The organism is Campylobacter upsaliensis, from assembly GCF_900637395.1.
In the GTDB taxonomy this organism is placed as follows: Bacteria; Campylobacterota; Campylobacteria; order Campylobacterales; family Campylobacteraceae; genus Campylobacter_D; species Campylobacter_D upsaliensis.
Window position 1 is genome coordinate 230,688 of record NZ_LR134372.1, and the last position, 21,338, is coordinate 252,025.

Genomic DNA, 21,338 nt, shown 5'->3' on the forward strand with positions numbered 1-21,338 from the left:
AAAAAAAAAAAAAATAAAAAGTAAATAATTAAGTTTATAAATTTAAGAAAGTTGAAAATAAAAGGACCGAATTATTTCTTTTTGTTTCTCATTAAAATAAGCCCACCAACAACAATACCAATAATCCCCAAAAATACCATAGCGCTAGGCAACGCATCTCCTAAAATTACACCGACAATAATAGAAAAAACGACATCTAAATAACTCACTCCAGCTACGATTCCCGCTTGCTTTGCTATGCCGTAACTTTTTGTAATGTGTATTTGATAAATTGTGCCTAAAATTCCCATAGCTAAAATAAAAATCCAAGCCTTAAAAGAGGGCATTACAAAAGGAGCGATAATAAAATCCAGCTTTTCATTGACATAAAATTCGCCCACAAGCATAGAGATTAAGGGCATTAATGTGCCTACAAAGATGAAAGAAAAAGCGATTTGCTCTGTTGCGTAATAGCTTCTCAATTCTCTTACGCTTGTAAGCGCTAAGGCTGCTAAAAAGCCACTTAAAACGCCTAGTAAGGAATTTTTTAAGTCAAAGCCAGAGTGTAAATCCTCGTGCGTGAAAGGTTGAGCGATAAAAAGCACACCGATAAAGGCGATGAAAATTCCAAACCACCCCTTAAGTCCTATATTTTCTTTGAAAATGACAAAGGCGATTAAAGTGATGAAAATGGGAGAGGTTTTTTGAAAAGCAAAAGCCCCTCCAAGTGTGATATTTGAGACATTGTAGAAAAAAAGATATAAAGAAAGTGTGCCAACAACCCCTCTAAAAATCAAAAGCCAAAGTTTGCCCCCCTCTTTATGTGTCCTAAGTTTTCTTAACATATAAAGCATAAAAACAACGCCGATAACATTACGGAAAAACATAATTTCTATGGAGCTTAATTCTTCGCTTAAAATCTTCGCACAAGCACTCATTAAAGCAAAATCTAAACAAGCTAAAATCATAAAATAAACGCCTAAATTACGCTTAATCACCCTTAGCATAACTTTCCTTTAGTAAAATCCTTGCTATTTTAGTCTTTTTTGCTTAATTTTAAGGCAAATTTTATATAATCCCTTTTAAAAAAGTTGGAAAAATGCAAAATATCATACTTATAGGTAAGCCAAATGTCGGTAAATCAAGCCTTTTTAATCGCATAGCAAGGCAAAGAATCGCCATCACAAGTGAAATTTCAGGCACGACTAGAGATACAAATAAAATAAAAGTTAATATCAATGGCAAAGAAGCCTTGCTTATCGATAGTGGCGGACTTGATGAAAGCAATGAGCTGTTTAAAAATGTCAAGCAAAATTCCCTCAATGCTGCTAAAAATGCTGATATTATTCTCTATTTAGTTGATGGTAAAAACTTACCCGATGAAGAGGATAGAAAATTTTTTTACGCATTAAAAAAGCTTCAAAAGCCTATGGCACTCATCATCAATAAGGTCGATAACAAAAAAGATGAAGAGAGGGCGTATGAGTTTGCAAATTTTGGGGTTAAAGAGCTTTTTAACCTTTCTGTAACGCATAATATAGGGCTTGACGAGCTTTATGCTTGGCTTGAGAATTTTTTGCACACGAGTGTTTTAAAAAATGATGAAGAAGAGCAAAGCTTAGAGGAATTTTTAGAAAATTACGATGAAGAGAAGGAAATTAAATTTAAAGAAATTGATGAAAATCACATTAAAATCGGCATAGTTGGGCGTGTAAATGTCGGTAAATCAAGCCTTTTAAATGCCCTTGTGAAAGAGCAAAGAAGTGTCGTAAGTAGCATAGCTGGAACGACCATAGACCCTGTAAATGAAAGCGTGATGTATAAGGATAAACTTTTAGAATTTATCGATACGGCAGGCATTAGAAAAAGAGGGAAAATTCAAGGATTAGAACGCTTTGCGCTTAACCGCACGGAAAAGATGTTAGAAAATTCACAAATTGCTCTTTTAGTTTTGGATGCAAATGAGGGCTTTAATGAGCTTGATGAGCGTATTGCAGGGCTGATTAGTAAGCATTATTTAGGCGTGATTATCGTGCTAAATAAGTGGGATAAAACGCGTTATGAATTTGATAAAGTAGTAAAAGAATTAAGGCTTGACCGCTTTAAATTTCTTTCTCACGCGCCTATTATTAGCGTGTCGGCTTTAAGCGGGAAGAGGGTGCATGTTGTAATGGATAAAATTTTAGAGGTTTTTGCTAATTTTACACAAAAAATCCCTACCGCAAAGCTTAATGATTTGGTTAATAAAGCCACTAAAGCTCATCCTTTGCCACACGATTATGGAAAATTAGTCAAAATTTATTATGCTGTGCAATATGACTTAGCACCGCCTAAAATCGCTTTAATTATGAATCGTCCTAAGGCTTTGCATTTTAGCTATAAACGCTATTTACAAAATCAAATTAGAAAGGAATTTAACTTCGAAGGGGTGCCGCTAATCCTTGCTTCGCGTAAAAAAGGAGAAAAGGAAAATGAGTGAAAATGTCCTTTTTATCGGTTTTATGGGCTGTGGAAAAAGCACTTTAGCGAGGGCTTTTGCGAGGGAAAGTGGGCGTGTGTTTATCGATAGTGATGCCTTGATTGAAATGCAATTTGATTTAAGCGTAAATGAAATTTTTGCCAAATTTGGCGAGGAGTTTTTTCGTAAAGAGGAGCAAAAAATGGCGAATTTTCTCACTTATACAAGAGGCATTTCTCTAGCCACAGGTGGGGGTTTTGTGGGTGTGAGAAATTTAGATAAAATAGGCTTTTGCGTGTATTTAAGAGCTAGTTTTAAATTTTTAAAAGAGCGTTTAAGCGAGGAAGAAAGAGCTAAAAGACCGCTTTTTTTAGATGAAAAAAGAGCAAGGAGCTTATATGAGGCAAGACTTGCTTTGTATGAAGAAAAGGCAAATTTAATTTTAGATATTGAAAATCAAAGCTTAGAAAGCTTGATAAAAGAATTAAAAAAGAGGATAAAATGAGAGTTTTAACAGGACTTCAGCCGAGTGGAGATTTACATATAGGGAATTTTTTTGGTGCGATTAAGCCTATGATAGAAGCACAAGAAACAAGTGAGATGTTTATTTTCATCGCAAATTATCACGCGATGACTTCAAGTCAAAATGGTGCAGTTTTAAAGCAAAATGCCCTTAAGGCAGCAGCGGCTTTTTTAAGTCTTGGCGTTGATCCTCAAAAAAGTGTTTTTTGGCTACAAAGTGATGTAAAAGAGGTGCTTGAGCTTTATTGGATTTTATCACAATTTAGCCCTATGGGTTTGCTTGAAAGAGCACATAGCTATAAGGATAAGGTCGCTAAGGGACTGCCTTCTTCGCACGGACTTTTTTCTTATCCTGTTTTGATGGCGGCTGATATTTTGCTTTTTGACACGCAAATCGTGCCTGTGGGAAAGGATCAAATTCAACATGTTGAAATTGCAAGAGACATTGCTCTAAAGGTTAATAATGAGTGGGGAGAAATTTTTACCCTGCCTGAAGCTAGGGTGAGTGAAAATGTCGCCGTGGTGCCCGGCACTGACGGAGCTAAGATGAGTAAATCTTATCAAAATACCATAGATATTTTTGCAGGTGAAAAGCTAAGAAAAAAGCAAATTTCTTCCATTGTAACGGATAGCACACCTTTAGAGGAGCCTAAAAATTGGCAAGATTGTAATGTTTTTAAAATAGCTAAACTTTTTTTAAGCAAAGAAAAGCAAGAGGAGCTAAAAGGGCGGTATGAAAAAGGTGGCGAGGGTTATGGACATTTTAAAGCGTATTTAAATGAGCTTGTAGGGGCATATTTTAAAGAAGCACAGGAAAATTATGAAAATTATTTAAAAGAGCCTAAAAAGCTTGAAGAAATTTTAGAATTTGGAGCAAGTAAAGCGAGAAAAATCGCACAGCTAAAAATGCAAAAAATTTATGATAAAATAGGCTTATAATTAACTTAACTAAGCTATGATTGAGAAATTTTTATAAAAGAGGGTTAATGCTAGATTTAAAAAAATTGCAAAATGACTTTGATAGCGTAGCAACAAAGCTTAAAAATAAAAAGGTTGATGAGCTTTTGCTTAAGGATTTGAGCGAAATTTTTACACTTTTGAAAAAAGAAAAAATGCTTTTAGAGGAGCTTCAAGCCTTTCAAAATAAATTTAGCAAAGAATTAGCAAAAGCTGAAAATAAGGAAGAATTAAAGCAACAATTAAGCGAAAATAAAACAAAAATCGCCACACAAAATCAAAAGGTCAAAGAGCTTGAAGAAAGACTTGAAAATCTAGCCTTTAAGATCCCAAATATCCCAGATGATGATGTGATTGTAGGAGACGATGAGGACGGAAATTTGGAACTTAAAAGAGTGCTAACTCCGCCTTCATTTGATTTTGAGCCAAGGGAGCATTTTGAGCTTGGCGAGAGGCTTGAGTGGCTTGATTTTGTGCGAGGGGTTAAAATCGCGCAAAGCCGTTTTTGTGTGCTTAAAGAGGAGGGGGCGTTACTAAATCGTGCTTTGATAAATTATATGATAGATTTCAACCGCTCACGAGGCTTTAAGCTTGTCAATGTGCCTTTTTTAGTAAATCAAAATGCGATGTTTGGCACGGGGCAACTACCGAAATTCAAGGACGATATGTATAAGGTCGAGGAGGAGGATTTATATCTCATCTCAACTTCCGAAATAGCCTTGACTAATCTTTTTAACGATGAAATTTTAAATGCGGAAAATTTGCCACTTAAAATGACGGCTTATAGTGCTTGCTTTAGAAAAGAAGCAGGCAGTGCGGGGCGTGATACAAGAGGCATTATAAGGCAGCACCAATTTGAAAAAGTCGAGCTTGTCAGTATCACAAGCCCTAAGCAAAGTGAGAGTGTGTTTAATGAAATGTGTGAATGTGCTAGTGATTTACTTAGCTCACTTGGCTTAGCACATAGGTGGGTGATGCTTTGCACGGGGGATTTGGGTTTTAGTGCGGCTAAGACTATTGATTTAGAAGTGTGGCTACCTGGGCAAAATCAATTTAGAGAAATTTCTTCTATATCAAATTGCCGTGATTTTCAAGCAAGAAGGGCAAAAATTCGCTATAAAAACGAGCAGGGTAAAAATGAGCTTGTCCATACGCTTAATGGCTCTTCTTTGGCTGTGGGAAGAACTTTAGTGGCGATTATGGAAAATTATCAAGATAAAAATGGCAAAATAGCCATACCAGATGTTTTAAGAAAGTATTTTTGAGAATTTAAATGGCTGAAGAAGTAATCCTTGAAAAACCAGAAGAAAAAAGGCTTGATGAAAGCTTAGATGGCTTTAGAGGTGAGGAGGGGGCAGCACCTGAGGGAGAAGAATTAGCCGCTTTACCAGAAGAGCTTCCTAGTGAAAGTAGCACGGGTTTTAGCTTTACAAGAGAGGGAGCTAAGGAGGAGGAAAGCACTTTTTTCGAGGAGGTCGATGAGCAAAAAGCGCAAGAGTGGTATAAAGATAAGAAATTTATGTCTCTTGTGGGACTTTCTTTGGCTATTATATCCGTTCTTATTTTCACGCTTTTTTATCTCACTTTTAGCGAAGGTAATATTAAACCAGATTTTTTCGCTGATAAAGAAGAGGCGCACTCTATAACACCACTTGATGAATCTTATGATTATAGCGATATGGCTAAGATCGATGGGATGATACAAAAAGCAAATGCGCTTTATCTTAGAGGTGAGGTCGAGCAGGCTTTGGATATTTACGCGCAAGTTGCTGTATATAATGAAGCACTTTCTAATTATAATTTAGGTGTTTTACAGATGAACGAGGGCGATTTTAAAACCGCACTTGAAAGCTTTAAGAGAGCCATTTCTAATGGAGAAAATCAAAGCGTTTCGGCTATTAATGCTGCTGTTTGTGCATTAAAGCTTAATGATGAGGAGAAATTTCGCTACTATATCAGCTTGGCTGAAGTTTATTTGCCAAAGGAGGGCAAATCTAAGCTTTATGAATATTATCTTAGTTTGATTAATTATTATAAGGGCTATTATCCAGAAGCCTTACAAATGCTTCAAAAAACAAAAATAGAACCATACGCTGACACAGCAAAGTATCTTTCGGCTAAAATTTATGCCAAAATGGACCTTGATAAAAAGGCGATTAGTGAGCTTACAACGCAGGGAGGTTTTGAGTCTAGCCTTTCTTTGGGGCTATTATATGCAAGAGTGGGCGAGTATGATAAGGCTAGAAGAGCTTTGGAAACAGCGATGAAGATAGAAAGAGATTTTAATGCCAGCCTAGCGACTCTTACGCTTGTGGATTTAAAAACGGGCAAATTTCAAGATATGTTGATACGCCTTGATAATGCCTATAAAGATGAAGCAGCAAAATATCAAATTTTAGGGCGTTATAAGATCAAAACCATACTTTCAAAAGAGCTTTTTGATATTAATTTAGCACAGGAAAATTTTTCAAAAGATTTACTTAAAAATTCTAAAGATCAGTTTGATTTACTTTTTTATTTTGCACCTTATCAGGTTTTTGACAGCAAACAAGCGGCTTTTTATATTAAAAAAGCAAATATTACAGGCTTTGTTGATGATAATTTTAATACGGGGAATTATTTAGCTGCTAGTAGGGCACTTTCTTCGACAAATGTTAAAATTGCTAGCATTATCAATCACGCCTTAAATCAACGCTTAAGGCAAGCAAATGCCGAATTTAAAGCCTTGCTTGATATTTATCCTGAGCATAGCATTTTGCATTATAATCTAGCACTTACCTACGCTCAACTGCAAAATTACGACCTAGCCTACAAGCATTTTGCAAGTTCTTATCATCTTAATCCTAAAAATTATCAAGCAGGTGCTTTTGCTATGCTAAGTGCTAAACTAAGTGGGGCGGATACGCATAAATTTTATAATGAAATTTTAGAAAATATAAGTGTAGATACCGAATTTAAAGCTACTATGGCAAAAAGTATGCTTTTTTTAGCAAATGCGGATTTTATTTCTATGCTACCTTTTTTAGATGAAATCAAGCAAGAAACGCCCCTTAGTCTCATTTTTGAAGCTATTATTGCTAAAAATAATGGCTTAAATCAGCAAGTAGGCGTTAAAATCGCCAAGCTAAAAGCCCTTTTGCCAAATGATATTGTGAGTAATATTTTGTATTTTAATTCTCTTAATAAAAATGCTAGCATTAAAGAATACGCACAAAATGCACAAATTCATTTTAAAAATTTGGGTTTTGATTATAGAGCGGTGTTTGGCGGTGCGGACATCGCTAGGGAGTATTATGTCTCTTTAATGCATATTGCAGGGCTTTTGAATTTAGAAAGACAAAAATTTAAGGAATATCTTAATACAAATGCAGGGCAAAATGAAGGAGCGATTCAAACTTTAGCTTATTTGGATATTTTTGCGGGGCAGTTTGAGGAGGCTTACGCACTTTATAATGAGCTTATCGACACTTATGGGGTAAGGGATTCTCATACGCTTTTTTTAGCCGCTGTTGCTGCCACAGGGGCGAATAATCCAAATTCCGCCATAGCCCTTTTGCAACTTGCTAAATTAAATGATAATGGCAATAAAGAAAGCAAGGCTGCTTTAGGCTTTTTATACCACGAAGTGCAAAATTATGAGCCCGCTCTTTTGCAGTATAAAAGCTTACCAAATGATTTTAAAAGTAAATTTTTTACCTTTGATTTAAGAAGAGAGTGAATAAAGCTCTTGTATGATAAATTGAGGCGTTACAAGTCCTCTAAATTCATTTTTAGAAATGCTACCTACAAGATTGATACTCTCTTCTAAATTTGGCTCTTTGTCAAAATTGAAAAAAAGTGCCTCTATGGTTTTATTATCTTTGACTAAGATAAGCTTTAAATGCTTTTTTTCTTTGCCGAGTAATTTTTTATTTTTGACCTTTAAATTTTCTAGCACGAAATAAGGACGAGGATTTTTATACCCAAAAGGCTCAAAACTTTCTAAAATTTCAAGCATTTCAAAATCAATCTCACTAGGCTCTAGCACCCCTAAAACTTCTTCTGTATCTAAAAATTCTTCCTTATCAATTAAAGCACTTTCTTTTTGAATCAAATTTTTAAAATTTTCATAGTCCTTAAGCTCTAAGCTAAGTCCCGCCGCCCCTTTATGACCGCCATAGTTTTTAAGATAGGGATTTGCTTTAGAAATTAAATTTAAAATATCTATCTTGCCGACACTTCTAGCACTACCTTTTAGTTTATCCTCATTGATAGAAAAGACAAAAGAGGGCTTTTTAAAATGCTTTGCCAAGCGACTTGCCACTATGCCAAGCACACCTTCGTGCCACTCTTCTCCACCCACAATGACGCAAGATTGCTTTTCATCAATTTGCCTTAAGCTCTCTTCGAAAAGCTGTTTTTCTTCATCTTTACGGCTTTCATTAAAGCTAATGATTTGCTCTAAATAATACATCGCTTTATTTAAATCTTTAGTGTGTAAAAATTTATAAGAAACGCTAGCATCGTCCATTCTCCCCGCACTATTAATCAAAGGAGCGATTAAAAAGCCTATGTTATCAATGGCAAATTTATCTTTTTGATAATATTGCTTCATCGCTCTAAAAGCCGCTCTTTTGGATTTATTAATACACTCTATTCCTCTTCTTACACAAGTCCTATTTAAGTCCCTAAGCTCCATCATATCGGCGATGATAGCTATGGCTAAAAGCTCTAAAAATTTACACATATCATATTTTAATTTACATACTTCCTTTAAGGCTGCGATTAAGTACCAAGCTACTTGCGCTCCACAAATTTCAATGTTTGGGAAATTACACTCTTTTTGTTTGGGATTAATGATAGCATAAGCTTCGGGCAGGGTTTGTAGGGGCGTATGATGATCTGTGATGATGAGGTCAATCCCTCTTTCTTTGCAAAGCTTCGCCGCCCCAAGTGCGGCTATGCCATTATCCACCGTGATGATAACCTTAATATCTTCAAGCTCGTTAATAATCTCTTCATTTAAGCCGTAGCCGTCTTTAAAGCGATTAGGAATTTTCACACTATAATCAAAACCTATATCATCAAAAAATTCGCTTAAAATCACGCAAGAAATGATTCCATCGACATCATAATCGCCCACAATGGCGACTTTTTCATTTTTCTCAATGGCTTCTTTAATGCGATTTGCCGCCTTATAAATATCTTTTAAGCAGCTAGGTAATGGTAATTCACAAAGCTTTTTATGTAGGTCATTTTCAAAGCGTGAAGCTAAAATTTGCCTCAATTCTTTTTTAGTTATGGTATGCATTTGCTGCCTTGATAAAGCTTAAAATGACAGGATTGACTCTTTCTAGTCTCGAAGTGAATTCAGGGTGAAACTGCACAGCTAGGAAAAAATCGTGCGTTTTAAGCTCCACCGCTTCGATTAAGCCATCGCTTTCTCCACTTACCACTAAGCCCTTATTTTCGTAATCTTTACGGAATTTTGGGTTTGCTTCATAACGATGTCTGTGGCGTTCTTTGATGCTTTTTGCATTGTAAATTTTACTTAAAAGAGTGTTTTCTTTGATTTGGCAAGGATAAGCACCTAGTCTCATCGTGCCTCCAAGTGGGGTTTTAGCGGTGCGAATTTGTTTTTTACCGCTGCTATCTATAAATTCATCGATAAGATAAACAACAGCATTTTTGCAATTTGGCTCAAATTCGCTTGAATTCGCATCTTTAATCTTTAAAATACTTCTTGCAAACTCCACCAAAACAAGTTGCATGCCTAAACAAATGCCTAAAAATGGAATTTTATGCTCTCTTGCGTAAGTAATGGCTTTGATTTTACCCTCCACTCCACGCACACCAAAGCCTCCAGCGACTAAAATTCCACTCACTTCCTTAAAGCTTTCATTGAGATCTAAATTTTCAAGCTTTTCACTATCAATCCAGCGAATTTCTACCCTAGTATCAAGTGCTGCACCAGCGTGGATAAGGGCTTCTGTAAGGCTTTTATAGCTTTCTTTTAAATCCACATATTTACCCACAAAAGCGATTTTGACTTCATTGCTTGGAGCAATGACTCTTTTGACTAGACTATCCCAGTTTTCCATATTTGGCTTTAAATTTTTAAGGTTTAAAGCTTGACAAATGGGCGTTAAAATATCTTGTTTTAAAAAATTAAGCGGAATTTGATAAATGCTAGCCGCATCCACGCTTTCTATGACGCAGTTTCTCTCCACACCACAAGAAATAGCGATTTTATCTTTCAAATCCCTATCAAGAGGCTTTTCGCTCCTGCAAATAATCATATCAGGACTTATTCCTATGCGTCTTAGCTCTCCTACGCTGTGTTGCGTGGGCTTAGTTTTAAGCTCTCCTGCGGCTTTGATGAAAGGCACTAAAGTTAGGTGGATATTCATCGCATTATTTTTACCTACTTCAAGCTTTAGGGCGCGTATGGCTTCTAAAAAGGGCAAACCCTCGATGTCGCCGACAGTGCCACCTATCTCTACGATTAAAATGTCCTTGTTTTCACCTGCTTTTTTAATTCTTTCTTTAATCTCCCCTACAATGTGCGGAATCACTTGTATGGTTTTACCTAGATACTCGCCTCTTCTTTCTTTTTCTATCACGCTTTGATAAACCTTACCTGTGGTAAAATTATTATCCTGACTTAAATTTTCATCTAAAAACCTCTCATAATGCCCTAAGTCTAAATCCGTCTCTGCTCCATCTTCAGTTACAAATACTTCGCCGTGTTCAAAAGGACTCATTGTGCCGGGATCGACATTGATATAAGGATCGGCTTTTAAAATGCTAACTTTAAGCTTTGAATTTTTAAGTAAAGTCGCAATGGAAGCAGCGGCTATGCCTTTACCAAGAGAGCTTAAAACCCCACCCGTTACGAAAATATATTTAGTTTGTTTCATTGATTTGCCTTATTTTTAGTGTAATTATAACGAGAAAAAACTTTTTGTTTTATTATTTAAAGTAGAATTTCAAGTCAAATAAGCCTATTTAATAAGGAAAATTATGGATTTTAATGCTAGGCAGATGATGATTTTCGAAGCAAATTTAAATGCCATTGAAGATGAAAATTTGAAAAAAGAATTGAGTGAAATTGTGGCTAAGGATTATCAATTTTCACAAGGAGATGATCCTTTAGATATTAATGCAAACGGGGGGGGGGGGGTAAGCTTTATCAAAATCCTTTAAGCGAAGTTCAAAGTAAAGCTGCTTTTTACCAGCAAAAATTCGCCCTTTATCCTGTGTTATTTTTTTACGGCGTAGGTAATGGAGTTTTACTCAAAATTCTTTTTCAAAATCCTACGCATAAACTTATTATTGTCTTTGAAAAGGAGCTTGAAATTTTATGGCACATCTTACATTTTTTAGATTTTTCTAAGGAATTAGCCTTAAAAAAGCTTTGTTTTTTCGACACTAAAAGGCTTGATGATGACAAATTTAACGCCCTTTGTGAGGGTTTAAATATCTTTGCAAGAATTTATCATTTAGAATTAATGTGTGCTTTTTATGAAAATTTTAGGGAAGATTTTGCAAGGGTTGATGAGGCTATGCGTGAATTTTTTGACAAAAGCACTTTGCGTTATGGAAATGATATTGAAGATTGCTTAATGGGACTTAGCAATTTTGTCCATAATCTTCCTAAAATGCTGACAAATCCTAGCCTTAAAACACTCAAAAAAGCTTATGAAAAATGCCATCAAACCGCTATTATAGTTAGCACGGGACCAAGCCTTTCAAAACAACTTCCTCTTTTAAAACAATACGCTTCTAAGGCTGTGATTTTCGCAGCCGATAGTGCTTATCCTATCTTAGCAAAACACGGCATTAAGCCTGATTTTGTCTTTATGGTCGAACGCACAGATTTTACGGCGGAATTTTTTAATAATGATTTTAAAGAATTTGATGAAAATATACTTTTCATTTTAGCAGCTGTGGTGCATCCTAGAGCTTTGGAGCTTTTAGAAAAAAATCACCGCCCCTATATCATTGTGCCGCGTTATTACGACTTTGCTTATTATTGTGATTTTAAGGAATTTGATTTTGTTAATGATTGTGTTAGTGTGGCACATATGGCTTTAGAAATTGCTCTTTGTTTGAAATTTGAAAATATCATCTTCATAGGGCAGGATTTAGCCTTTGATGAAAATGGAAATTCGCATCCTAAGGACTATCAAAATTCTGCAAATTTTGAAAGCACGATGTATGAAATTTTAAAAACCGAAGCCTATGGAGGCGATGGTTTGGTTAAAACGCACGGAATTTGGCTTTTATTTAAGCAAGTTTTAGAGCTTTTAATTGCCAAAGCTTCACAAAATGGAATAAAAATTTATAATGCCACTGAGGGAGGAGTGAGGATAAAAGGAGCTTTTGAAAAGCCCTTTAGTGAGTGCTGTGAAGAATTTTTAAATAAGCCTTTAAAACCCTTACCGCCTTTAAAAAAGCCAAATCAAAATAAGCAAAATGAGTGGCTTTTAAAGGCTTTTGCTAAGATCTTTCTAGCAATTAAAAAATGCGAGAAAGTCGAAGGGGAACTAGAAATGCTTTTTGCGAATTTAAATTATGAAAATTTAGATAATGAAGCTTTGCGTAATTTAAGTTTTAAGCTTGATGATTTGAAAGAGAAATTGCTAAATTCTAGACCTTTACTTGAAGTTTTGCGTCCTAGTTTGCATAGTTTTGAGCTTAAATTTATGCAAATTTTTGTCATAAAGCCTCAAAATGAAGAGCAAAAAAGAGAGAAAATTCTAGCACTCGTAAGGCTTTATTTATGGTGGCTTGGTATCTCTTTAGGTTCGATTAAGAAAGAAAAAATGACTTTACAAAATCATATCAAGCCCTTAGAGCTTGAATTAAAAAAGAGAAATTTTTTAGAAAAAATTACAAAATGGCAAGAAAAAGCGGCTAAAATTTGAAAAAATTTAAGGAAAATTATGCGAGTTACTTTACTTTTTCATACCCCTCTTAGCGTTTGTTCTCACGCTACACGCACTTGTTGGCAGAGTTTTGAAAAGGGCGATTGTGGTGGAGAAAAGGATAAAGAATTAATTGACAGAGTGGGAAATAAATTCAAACACGCTTCGACTTTGGAGCATTTAAATTATAATTTTTATATCCAAGAAATTTCAAGGGCTTGTTTGCAAGAACTTGCTCGTCATAGGCATGCGAGTTTTAGTGTCAAAAGCACGCGTTATACGCTTAAAGAGCTTAGAAATGAAAGTGAATTTAAAGAAAATGATTTTGAAAATGCGGGGCGTTATTTGGTTTTTTGTGGTAATGAGGCTGTGGATAATGCTAGCATTAAGGCACTTGAAAATTTAAGAGAGATTTTACAAACAAGCATTAGTTTAGATTTGGCTAAATACTGCCTCCCTGAAAGCTATAAAACAGAACTTACCTTTAGCATTAATGCTAGAAGTTTGCAAAATTTCTTATCTTTGCGAAGTTCAAAGTCGGCTTTATGGGAGATAAGGGCTTTAGCTAGAGCCTTATTTGAGGCTTTGCCTGAGGAACACCATTTTATTTTTGAGCATTGTATGCAAGATTAAAATTTTATAAATCGTAGTTTTTTTATCCTATTTTAATCAAAAAGCTGTCATAATCACTTTCAAGGTATATAAGTATGAAAATATACCTTTCAAAATATAGTTTCTCAAAGGACTTTTTATGAATCAGGAATTTTTTACTCACTTCTTACGATTTTCAAGTTGGCAAATTTTCGTCATTTTTGCTGTGCTTTTCGCTACATTTTTTACGCTTAAAAAGATGCGTGATAAGAAAATTAATTTTTCTTTAAGAATGCTTTTCGCACTTTTTATTGGTATTTTACTAGGCTTTATTTTGCAACATTTAGCCGCTTATCCTAGCGGTGATGAAGCTAAGAATATCATTTGGTTTAGCGAGGCGAAACATTGGTTTGGTTTTTTTAGTTCTGTTTTTGTAGCCTTCATTAAAATGCTTGTTATTCCTCTTATTTTTGCTTGTATCATTAAGGTCATTATAGAAATTAATCAAGACATTAAGGTTAGTTCTTTGATTGGCACTAGTCTTTTTTGGATACTTTTTAGCACAGCTTTAGCGGCTATTTTAGGTGTTAGTTTAGCACTTAATTTTGGCTTAGGCGAGGGTTTAAGTGTCAATGAAGGGACTAGACAAATTAGAGAAATCGCAACTTTCACAAGTATTTTACAAAATTTAATCCCTAGCAATATCGTTAATGCTATGAGTAAGGAAAATATCATTGCCATAGTTCTTTTTGCTTTTTTTATTGGACTTTGTGCGAAAAATATTAGTCAAAAAGAAGAATACGCACAGCCTTTTGAAAGCTTTCAAAAGCTTATTTTAAGTTTTTATGGCATTATGATGAATATGACAGCGACTGTGATTCGCTTTATGCCTTATGCGGTAGTTTGTATGATGGCAAATGTAATTCTAAGCAATGGCTTTGAAGCGATTAAGACAGCAGGACTTTTTATTATACTCACTTATGTGGCTATGATTTTAATGTTTGGAGTGCATTTTTTAATGCTACTTTCTCAAGGCTTAAATCCGTTGATTTATGCTAAAAAAGCCTTCCCTGTTTGGCTTTTTGCTTTTAGCTCTCGTTCAAGCGTTGCAACTTTACCCTTAAGTATCTCTACCCTACAAGAAAGACTTGGCGTATCCCCAGCCGTAGCTAATTTTGTGGCTTCTATTGGCACAACTACGGGACTTAATGGTTGTGCGGGTTATTTTCCTGCTATGGCAGCGGTCTTTGTAGCACATATATTAGGCGTGGAACTTGATTTTAGCTTTATTTTGATGATAGTTTTAGTGGCAATTCTTGGTTCTTTAGGCATAGCTGGAGTTCCTGGCAGTGCGACTATGGCTGCTTCTATTATGTTAGCAGGTATTGGTTTTGGAGATAATTTTATGCTTTTAAGTCTTATTTTAGCTGTCGACCCTATCGTAGATATGGCACGCACAACAAGTAATGTTTCAGGGGCTATGACTTCGGCACTTTGCACGGCTAAAAATTTAAAAGCCTTAGATAAAGAAGTCTATCTTAAGTCTTAAATTTATTTTGAAAACGCACGGCTTTAGTAAATTTTGCTAAAGCCTTTTTTTCCTTTCTTTCAAGCTTGTAATAAATCACTTTTTCTAAATAAAATAAAATATCTTTTTTATCTATCCCTCTCGTTTTGGCGTAGTTTTCTAAGATGTAGTTTGGGATTTTAATCTTACTTTTTGCAAAAGGGAGAAGAATTTTTTTATATATTGTTTTGTGTTTTGTGCAAGAAAAACGCGCAAACACAAAGGGTAAATGCGTCCTTTCATACCAAAGTTCGCAAAGGTCTATAAAATGATTTTTATTTTCTAAATAAAGTCTTAAAGCCTTATCTCCTATGATGACTCTACCTTTTTGCTTTAAAACACTAGCTAGAGCGTTAGAACTTGCCGAGCTTGAATCCTTTTGATTTGCTGTTTTTTTCTCCACCAAAACGCTTAAAACGCGTTTATTTGCACAAATTCCTAAATTTAAATTGTGATATTTTGGCTTAATGCTTTCTATACTTGAAATGATAGCTGCGTCAATTTGTCCCCTATAAAGAGCGTGATTTAGCTTACTTGGCACACCTTTTTTACGCTCAAAACTTGCCTTAATGCCACTTGGTAGGGGGTATTTTTTAAGATAAATGTGAAGGGGCAATAGATTGATATAATCAATCTTTCCAAAAATCATCATTGTCCTTACTGCAAACTTTGAAAATAAGCTTTTTCGTCAAATTTCTTTACTTTTGCTACCCCATCTTTAACTGCTGCATTTGCGACTGCACTGCTTACGACTGCTTTAACTCTTTTATCAAAAGGTTTTGGGATAACATAGTCTTTACCAAATTCTAAATGCGTGATAGCATAGGCTTTTTTTACATCTTCACTAACAGGGAGTTTGGCTAAGTCCGCTAGGGCTTTAGCTGCTGCAACTTTCATATTTTCTGTGATTTGACTCGCCCTTACATCAAGCGCACCGCGGAAGATAAAAGGAAAGCCTAAGACATTATTAATTTGATTAGCATAATCACTCCTACCCGTGCCGACTATGGCGTCTTTGCGGACTTGATACACAAGTTCAGGCATTACTTCAGGCACAGGATTAGCTAGGGCGAAAATAACAGGATTTTGTGCCATAGACTTTAACATTTCCTCATCGATAATATTAGGTTTTGAAAGTCCCAAAAATACATCAGCATCTCTCATAGCGTCCCTTAAAGTTCTTTCCTTTGTATCCCTTGCAAATTCAAGTTTTTCAAGCCCTAAATCCGCCCTATCCTTACTTACAACGCCTTTGCTATCAATTAAAATGATATTTTCAACGCCCAAATTACGATACATTTTAGCACTAGCGATCCCAGCTGCTCCAGCCCCACTAATGACGACTTTAATATTTTTAAAGCTTTTATTGCTAATTTCCATAGCATTCATTAGCCCTGCGGTAGAAATAATGGCTGTGCCGTGCTGGTCATCGTGCATTACAGGAATACCAAGTCCTTGTAAAGCAGCTTCTATTGCAAAACATTTGGGTGCTGAAATATCCTCCAAATTAATCCCCCCAACACTCGGTGCTAAAGCCTTACAAAAGGCTACAATCTCTTCTACGCTATGTGCATTAATTTCTAGGTCAAAAGCGTCAATATTTGCAAATTTTTTAAATAAACACGCCTTTCCCTCCATCACAGGCTTACTTGCTGCTGCACCTATATTACCCAAGCCAAGCACTGCCGAGCCATCACTAACGATAGCAACTAAATTTGCCTTATTTGTATAAGTATAGGCTAAATTTTCATCTTTAGCGATTTCAAGGCAGGGTTCTGCCACACCCGGACTATAAGCTAGGCTTAAATCATAGCTTGTATTTAGAGCTTTGGTAGGTTGTATGCTTGTTTTGCCACCTAAGTGGTATTTTAATGCTTCTTCTTTTAAATTCATTGTTTTTCCTTATATTCTAAAAATGCTTGTATGCGTTTTTGACATTCTTTAACGCCCAAAAATTCTAAAACTTCAAAAATGCTAGGACTTACCGCTGTGCCTGTGAGAGCAATGCGTAAGGGCTGGGCTAGGTCTTTTAGTTTTGCTTCGTTTTGCTCTAAAAAATGTGTGGTTAATTCTTCAAATTCTTTTGCTTTATTTTGTGTGCTAAGAGAAGTGGCGAAATTGCGTAATAAATTTAAATTGTTCTCATTGACAAATTTTGCAATCGCCACTTCATCATAGCTTTTTGGCGTTTCTAAAATGCTTTTTGCGGAGCTAATAATATCAAGCAGGGTTTTTGCCCTTTCTCTTAATAAATCTAACAAAAATCCCGCCTTTTCTACCCCACTTAAATCAAAGCCAAGTCCCTTAAGCTGGGAATTAATCTCTTCAAAAGGAAGAGTTTTAATATAATGTGCGTTAAGCCACTCAAGTTTTTTAAAATTATATGAAGATGCACCCTTGCTAATGTGATGTGGATCAAAAAGCCTTTTCATATCGTTTAGAGAGAAAATTTCATCATCATTATGCCCCCAGCCTAAACGCACGAGAAAATTAAGCAAAGCTTGTGGGAGAATACCCATTTGTTTATATTCCATCACATCAGTTGCACCGTGTCTTTTGGAGAGTTTTTTGCCGTCTTCGCCGTGTATCATCGCCACATGGAAAAAATTAGGAATTTTAAAGCCAAGCGCCTCATAAAGCACGATTTGCTTAGGGGTATTTGAAAGATGGTCATCGCCTCTTATCACATCGCTTACTTTCATTAATGCATCATCAATCACAACGCAAAAATTATAAGTAACGCTCCCATCACTTCTTGCAATGACAAAGTCATCTAATATATCTTCAGCCTTAAATTCAATTTTGCCTTTTACCCCATCTTCAAAGCTAATCACACCACTTTGTGGTGCCTTAATACGCACCACAGGCTCAATGCCTTGCGGAGGAGTTCCTTTAAAATCTCTATACCTTCCATCATATCTTGGACGCTCTTTATTTGCTTCTTGGTCTTTTCTTAATTCTTCTAATTCTTCTTTAGACATATAGCAATAATATGCCTTACCCTCATCAAGTAATTTTTGGATATATTGTTTATAAATTGCACTTCTTTGCGACTGATAACAAGCCTCGCCATCATAGTCTAAACCGCACCATTTAAAGGCTTCTATGATAGCTTTTGTTGCTTCTTTGGAATTTCTTTTTAAATCTGTATCTTCAATGCGAAGTAAAAATTTCCCTCCATTTTTTCTTGCGTATAAATAGCTATAAAGTGCCGTTCTCAAACCACCTATATGTAAGTATCCAGTAGGAGATGGAGCAAAGCGTGTCGTAAGAATTTCTTGCATATTTGACCTTTAAATTTAATGCTCGAAATTATAATTGAAATTTCTTAATGTTAGTGTTTATTTTCTTAGTTTTGTTATGATTTATTTTGATTACACAAATAAAGGTTTTTGATGAAAAAAATTTTGATGATTTTATTATTTTTTGTTGCGATTGTAAATGCTAAGGTGCTTAATTCTGTCGCTTTAGTCGTAGAAAAAGAGCCTATTACAAACTATGACATAGAGCAAACGATGAAGCTTTTAAAGCTACCTAGAGAGCAGGCTTTGGCTGTGCTTATTAATGAAAAAATGGAGCTTTCTCAAATCAAACAATTTTCCATAGTTGTTAATGAGCTTGAGGTTGATGCGGCGATTTCTAAGATTCTTACGCAAAATAAAATGAATTTGGAGCAGTTTAAAAATTCTCTAAAGGCTAAGGGACAAAATTATGAGCTTTTCCGCCATAATCTTAAGAAAGACTTGGAAAAAAGAAAGCTTTATGAGAAAATAGCCAGTATGAATAAAACGGATTTTAGCGAAGAAAGTGCGAAGAAATTTTTTGAAGCTAATAAAGAAAAATTCCTTTTTTACACTTCTATTGATGTTAAAATTTACCGCTCTAGCGATCAAGCCATTTTAGAAAAAATGAAAGCTGATAAAAAAATCACATTAAAAGCTCAAAATGCCAATTTAAATCCACACAATGCCGACCCTAGACTACTAGCTCTTTTATCACAGCTTAAGATAGGCGAATTTTCTCCTGTATTAAATTCTAAAGAGGGTTTTGAGCTTTATGAGGTTATGGCAAAAAGTGGGGCAAATGTCCCTGAATTTGAGCAAATCAAAGATAGCGTGATGAATGTTTATTTTAACGAACAAAGACAAAATTATATTCAAGATTACTTTGATAAACTTCGCTCTAAATTAAACATAGAATACCTTAAGAATTAATCTTAAGGCTATTTTAAGCTTGATTTAAAAATTCCAAAGCCATTAAAGCATCGCCTTGCATTAAGATTTTTAAATTCTCATCGTCCCAGCAAAAGGTGCTGCTATGGTGCAAGGCAGGATTTTTTAAATCTTTAGAAATCCCAACAAAAACATAAGCACCCTGCCTTGCCTGCGTTAAAAAGGCAAAGTCCTCCGCACCCATATCAGGCTTGGCTTGCGTGATGATGTTATCCTCTTCTAAAACTTTCGCAAAGGCTTTTCTTGCTATGAGAGCCATTTTTTCATCATTGATAAGGGGCGGATATTCTCTTTTGTATTGAAGCTTAAATTCTCCGCCAAATTCTAAAGCCACAGCCTTAGCTGTATTTTCAATGGCATTTTGCAAAAGAGCTTGATTTTCTTCACTTAAAAAACGCACCGTGCCTGTTAAAATAGCATTTTCAGGAATAATATTAAAAGCCGTTCCTGCGTGGATACTTCCTATGGTTATCACTCCAGCGTCGACAGGCTTTAAGCGTCTTGAAATCGCACATTGAATATCGCTGATAAATTTCGCCGCCATAACGATAGGATCTATTGTGGTGTGCGGGTGTGCGCCGTGTCCGCCACGACCGATAAATTCAAGCTCAAAGACATCAACTCCAGCCATCATTTCTCCACTTACAATTTGTGCGGTATTTTCAAGTAAAGCTCCCCATAAATGACAGCCAAAGACGGCATCAACCTTAGGATTTTCTAAAATTCCTGCTTCTATCATAGGCTTTGCTCCACCGCTTCCTTCTTCAGCAGGTTGAAACATAAATTTAATTGTCCCACTAAATTCACTTTTTAACTCATTTAAAATAAGCAAAGCCCCCATAAGTCCTGCACTATGTCCATCGTGCCCACAAGCGTGCATTTTACCTGCTATCTTTGAAGCATAGGGTAAATTTGTCTCTTCTTGCACGGGCAAGGCGTCCATATCGGCTCTTAAAAGCACACATTTGCCTTCTTTTTCGCCTTGAATTTGTGCTAAAATACCCGTTTTTGCGATATTTCTTTGATATTTTATGCCATATTTATCTAGCATAGCACATAGCAAATTTGCTGTATTTTCCTCTTCAAACTCAAGCTCAGGATGCATATGTATAGCGTGTCTAAGCTCAACTATCTCTGGGTAATATTTTTGCGTGAGGGTTTTAATCTTGGCTAGAATTTGCTGCATTAAACTCCTCCTCATAGTTACCATTTTCGGCATTTTCTATGTCTTTATTTTGTCCTGCTTCAGCTTCCATTTTAAAGATTTCAGCCTCCCCACTTCTAACTAAATCTTTGTCAATTTTAGAAAATTTGCCCTCTTTTTTACCCGGATACTCGACTTTTGAGAGTATGAATCGTATGAGATTAAGCCTTGCTTTTTTCTTATCGTTTGAGTCAATAATGGTCCAAGGACAAGCCTCCGTATTAGAAGCTAAAAGCATAGAATATTTTGCTATGGTGTATTTGCCCCATAATTCTTGCGATTTTTGATCAACTGGAGAGAGCTTGTATTGTTTAAGAGGATTTTTAAGGCGTTCTTTAAAGCGTTTTTGCTGCTGTTTTTTGGATACAGAAAGATAAATTTTAAAAAACATCACCCCACTTTTGTGGATCATATGCTCAAAAAGAGGCACCTCTCTTAAAAATTGCTCGTGCTGTTCTGGGGTGCAAAAGCCCATTACATACTCCACACCCGCCCTATTATACCAAGAGCGGTCAAAAATCACGATTTCACCAGCTGATGGGAGATGATTAACATAGCGTTGAAAATACCACTGTGTTTGCTCGATTGCGTTGGGTTTTGATAATGCGACAACGCGACAACCTCTAGGATTTAAATGCTCGGTTAATCTCTTAATGCTCCCGCCCTTACCAGCACCATCGCGACCCTCTAAGATAATAAGGATTTTTAAACCCTGTGCTTTAACATGGTTTTGAAATTTTAAAAGTTCAATTTGCAAACTTTCTAAATCTTTTTCGTATTTTAAGGTGCTTTTTTTGACCTTAACTTCGACATATTCCTCTTCATTATGCTCTTTTGACATTTGCTTTCCTTTAACGAGTATTTAGTTTAAATTTACCATAATAACTTAGAATTAAGCTTAAAATTACTTTTAAAAGGT

At 35.6% G+C, this 21,338-nt stretch carries 17 protein-coding genes and 1 pseudogene; 10 read left to right on the forward strand and 8 right to left on the reverse strand.

Going from position 1 to position 21,338, the window contains the following annotated elements; genetic code table 11:
* Positions 1-71: 71 nt before the first annotated feature.
* On the reverse strand, positions 72-986 hold the full coding sequence (locus tag EL158_RS01220; protein ID WP_027303822.1) for a DMT family transporter: 915 nt from the start codon (positions 984-986) through the stop codon (positions 72-74).
* 92 nt (positions 987-1,078) lie between these two features.
* Here EL158_RS01220 and der point away from each other — a divergent pair, with 92 nt between their 5' ends.
* From der to pflB, 5 genes are read left to right on the forward strand one after another with little or no spacing between them, the layout of a single operon-like run.
* Positions 1,079-2,458 (forward strand): ribosome biogenesis GTPase Der, encoded by a 1,380-nt coding sequence (gene der / locus EL158_RS01225; RefSeq protein ID WP_027303823.1) that lies wholly within the window; start codon positions 1,079-1,081, stop codon positions 2,456-2,458.
* Positions 2,451-2,942 (forward strand): shikimate kinase, encoded by a 492-nt coding sequence (locus EL158_RS01230; protein WP_027303824.1) that lies wholly within the window; start codon positions 2,451-2,453, stop codon positions 2,940-2,942. The genes der and EL158_RS01230 overlap by 8 nt, the downstream gene beginning before the upstream one ends.
* A complete protein-coding gene (gene trpS / locus EL158_RS01235) occupies positions 2,939-3,898 on the forward strand; it encodes a tryptophan--tRNA ligase (protein WP_027303825.1) in 960 nt (319 codons plus the stop codon). Before EL158_RS01230 ends, trpS begins: the two co-directional genes overlap by 4 nt.
* Positions 3,899-3,945: 47 nt before the next feature.
* The gene (gene serS / locus EL158_RS01240) at positions 3,946-5,181 is read left to right on the forward strand and encodes a serine--tRNA ligase (RefSeq protein WP_027303826.1); all 1,236 of its coding nucleotides are present in this window, start codon (positions 3,946-3,948) and stop codon (positions 5,179-5,181) included.
* Between the two features lie 8 nt (positions 5,182-5,189).
* Positions 5,190-7,634 (forward strand): motility protein PflB, encoded by a 2,445-nt coding sequence (gene pflB / locus EL158_RS01245; protein ID WP_027303827.1) that lies wholly within the window; start codon positions 5,190-5,192, stop codon positions 7,632-7,634.
* Here the strand turns inward: pflB and recJ are convergent.
* A complete protein-coding gene (recJ, locus tag EL158_RS01250; protein ID WP_027303828.1) occupies positions 7,620-9,206 on the reverse strand; it encodes a single-stranded-DNA-specific exonuclease RecJ in 1,587 nt (528 codons plus the stop codon). The two genes, pflB and recJ, sit on opposite strands and share 15 nt — an antisense overlap.
* Positions 9,190-10,815 carry a CTP synthase gene (gene pyrG, locus EL158_RS01255; protein WP_027303829.1) on the reverse strand — a complete coding sequence of 542 codons (1,626 nt, stop codon included), beginning with the start codon at positions 10,813-10,815 and terminating at the stop codon, positions 9,190-9,192. The genes recJ and pyrG overlap by 17 nt, the downstream gene beginning before the upstream one ends.
* A 103-nt stretch (positions 10,816-10,918) precedes the next feature.
* On the opposite strand from pyrG, the gene EL158_RS01260 reads away from it, so the two are divergent.
* The 4 genes and pseudogenes from EL158_RS01260 to EL158_RS01275 all read left to right on the forward strand — a co-directional run bounded on the left by EL158_RS01260 (position 10,919) and on the right by EL158_RS01275 (position 14,965).
* A complete protein-coding gene (locus EL158_RS01260; RefSeq protein ID WP_051529118.1) occupies positions 10,919-11,101 on the forward strand; it encodes a hypothetical protein in 183 nt (60 codons plus the stop codon).
* A 29-nt stretch (positions 11,102-11,130) separates the two neighbouring features.
* A pseudogene (locus EL158_RS01265) lies at positions 11,131-12,825 on the forward strand (motility associated factor glycosyltransferase family protein); the annotation flags it as partial.
* Between the two features lie 18 nt (positions 12,826-12,843).
* Positions 12,844-13,458: an FAD-dependent thymidylate synthase gene (thyX, locus tag EL158_RS01270; protein ID WP_027303830.1), complete on the forward strand. Its 615-nt coding sequence runs from the start codon at positions 12,844-12,846 to the stop codon at positions 13,456-13,458.
* Between the two features lie 118 nt (positions 13,459-13,576).
* On the forward strand, positions 13,577-14,965 hold the full coding sequence (locus EL158_RS01275; RefSeq protein WP_027303831.1) for a cation:dicarboxylate symporter family transporter: 1,389 nt from the start codon (positions 13,577-13,579) through the stop codon (positions 14,963-14,965).
* Here EL158_RS01275 and EL158_RS01280 read toward each other — a convergent pair.
* From EL158_RS01280 to gltX, 3 genes are read right to left on the reverse strand one after another with little or no spacing between them, the layout of a single operon-like run.
* Positions 14,955-15,632: an MqnA/MqnD/SBP family protein gene (locus tag EL158_RS01280; protein WP_027303832.1), complete on the reverse strand. Its 678-nt coding sequence runs from the start codon at positions 15,630-15,632 to the stop codon at positions 14,955-14,957. The two genes, EL158_RS01275 and EL158_RS01280, sit on opposite strands and share 11 nt — an antisense overlap.
* Positions 15,633-15,640: 8 nt before the next feature.
* Entirely contained in the window at positions 15,641-16,876 is a 1,236-nt protein-coding gene (locus EL158_RS01285) for a malic enzyme-like NAD(P)-binding protein (protein WP_027303833.1), read from the reverse strand.
* Positions 16,873-18,267: a glutamate--tRNA ligase gene (gltX, locus tag EL158_RS01290; protein ID WP_027303834.1), complete on the reverse strand. Its 1,395-nt coding sequence runs from the start codon at positions 18,265-18,267 to the stop codon at positions 16,873-16,875. The genes EL158_RS01285 and gltX overlap by 4 nt, the downstream gene beginning before the upstream one ends.
* A gap of 111 nt (positions 18,268-18,378) precedes the next feature.
* On the opposite strand from gltX, the gene EL158_RS01295 reads away from it, so the two are divergent.
* Complete coding sequence (locus EL158_RS01295) at positions 18,379-19,197, forward strand: peptidylprolyl isomerase (RefSeq protein WP_027303835.1); 819 nt, start codon at positions 18,379-18,381, stop codon at positions 19,195-19,197.
* 13 nt (positions 19,198-19,210) lie between these two features.
* On the opposite strand, the gene EL158_RS01300 is transcribed toward EL158_RS01295, so the two are convergent.
* Entirely contained in the window at positions 19,211-20,401 is a 1,191-nt protein-coding gene (locus EL158_RS01300) for a M20 metallopeptidase family protein (RefSeq protein WP_027303836.1), read from the reverse strand.
* Complete coding sequence (gene ppk2, locus EL158_RS01305; RefSeq protein ID WP_027303837.1) at positions 20,376-21,260, reverse strand: polyphosphate kinase 2; 885 nt, start codon at positions 21,258-21,260, stop codon at positions 20,376-20,378. The genes EL158_RS01300 and ppk2 overlap by 26 nt, the downstream gene beginning before the upstream one ends.
* Positions 21,261-21,338 lie beyond the last annotated feature (78 nt).

Excerpts from the sequence above, each read along its gene's own strand:
- EL158_RS01220 (WP_027303822.1), bottom strand. The coding sequence starts at position 986 with ATGCTAAGGGTGATTAAGCGTAATTTAGGCGTTTATTTTATGATTTTA.
- der (WP_027303823.1), top strand. The coding sequence starts at position 1,079 with ATGCAAAATATCATACTTATAGGTAAGCCAAATGTCGGTAAATCAAGC.
- EL158_RS01230 (WP_027303824.1), top strand. The coding sequence starts at position 2,451 with ATGAGTGAAAATGTCCTTTTTATCGGTTTTATGGGCTGTGGAAAAAGC.
- trpS (WP_027303825.1), top strand. The coding sequence starts at position 2,939 with ATGAGAGTTTTAACAGGACTTCAGCCGAGTGGAGATTTACATATAGGG.
- serS (WP_027303826.1), top strand. The coding sequence starts at position 3,946 with ATGCTAGATTTAAAAAAATTGCAAAATGACTTTGATAGCGTAGCAACA.
- pflB (WP_027303827.1), top strand. The coding sequence starts at position 5,190 with ATGGCTGAAGAAGTAATCCTTGAAAAACCAGAAGAAAAAAGGCTTGAT.
- recJ (WP_027303828.1), bottom strand. The coding sequence starts at position 9,206 with ATGCATACCATAACTAAAAAAGAATTGAGGCAAATTTTAGCTTCACGC.
- pyrG (WP_027303829.1), bottom strand. The coding sequence starts at position 10,815 with ATGAAACAAACTAAATATATTTTCGTAACGGGTGGGGTTTTAAGCTCT.
- EL158_RS01260 (WP_051529118.1), top strand. The coding sequence starts at position 10,919 with ATGGATTTTAATGCTAGGCAGATGATGATTTTCGAAGCAAATTTAAAT.
- thyX (WP_027303830.1), top strand. The coding sequence starts at position 12,844 with ATGCGAGTTACTTTACTTTTTCATACCCCTCTTAGCGTTTGTTCTCAC.
- EL158_RS01275 (WP_027303831.1), top strand. The coding sequence starts at position 13,577 with ATGAATCAGGAATTTTTTACTCACTTCTTACGATTTTCAAGTTGGCAA.
- EL158_RS01280 (WP_027303832.1), bottom strand. The coding sequence starts at position 15,632 with ATGATTTTTGGAAAGATTGATTATATCAATCTATTGCCCCTTCACATT.
- EL158_RS01285 (WP_027303833.1), bottom strand. The coding sequence starts at position 16,876 with ATGAATTTAAAAGAAGAAGCATTAAAATACCACTTAGGTGGCAAAACA.
- gltX (WP_027303834.1), bottom strand. The coding sequence starts at position 18,267 with ATGCAAGAAATTCTTACGACACGCTTTGCTCCATCTCCTACTGGATAC.
- EL158_RS01295 (WP_027303835.1), top strand. The coding sequence starts at position 18,379 with ATGAAAAAAATTTTGATGATTTTATTATTTTTTGTTGCGATTGTAAAT.
- EL158_RS01300 (WP_027303836.1), bottom strand. The coding sequence starts at position 20,401 with ATGCAGCAAATTCTAGCCAAGATTAAAACCCTCACGCAAAAATATTAC.
- ppk2 (WP_027303837.1), bottom strand. The coding sequence starts at position 21,260 with ATGTCAAAAGAGCATAATGAAGAGGAATATGTCGAAGTTAAGGTCAAA.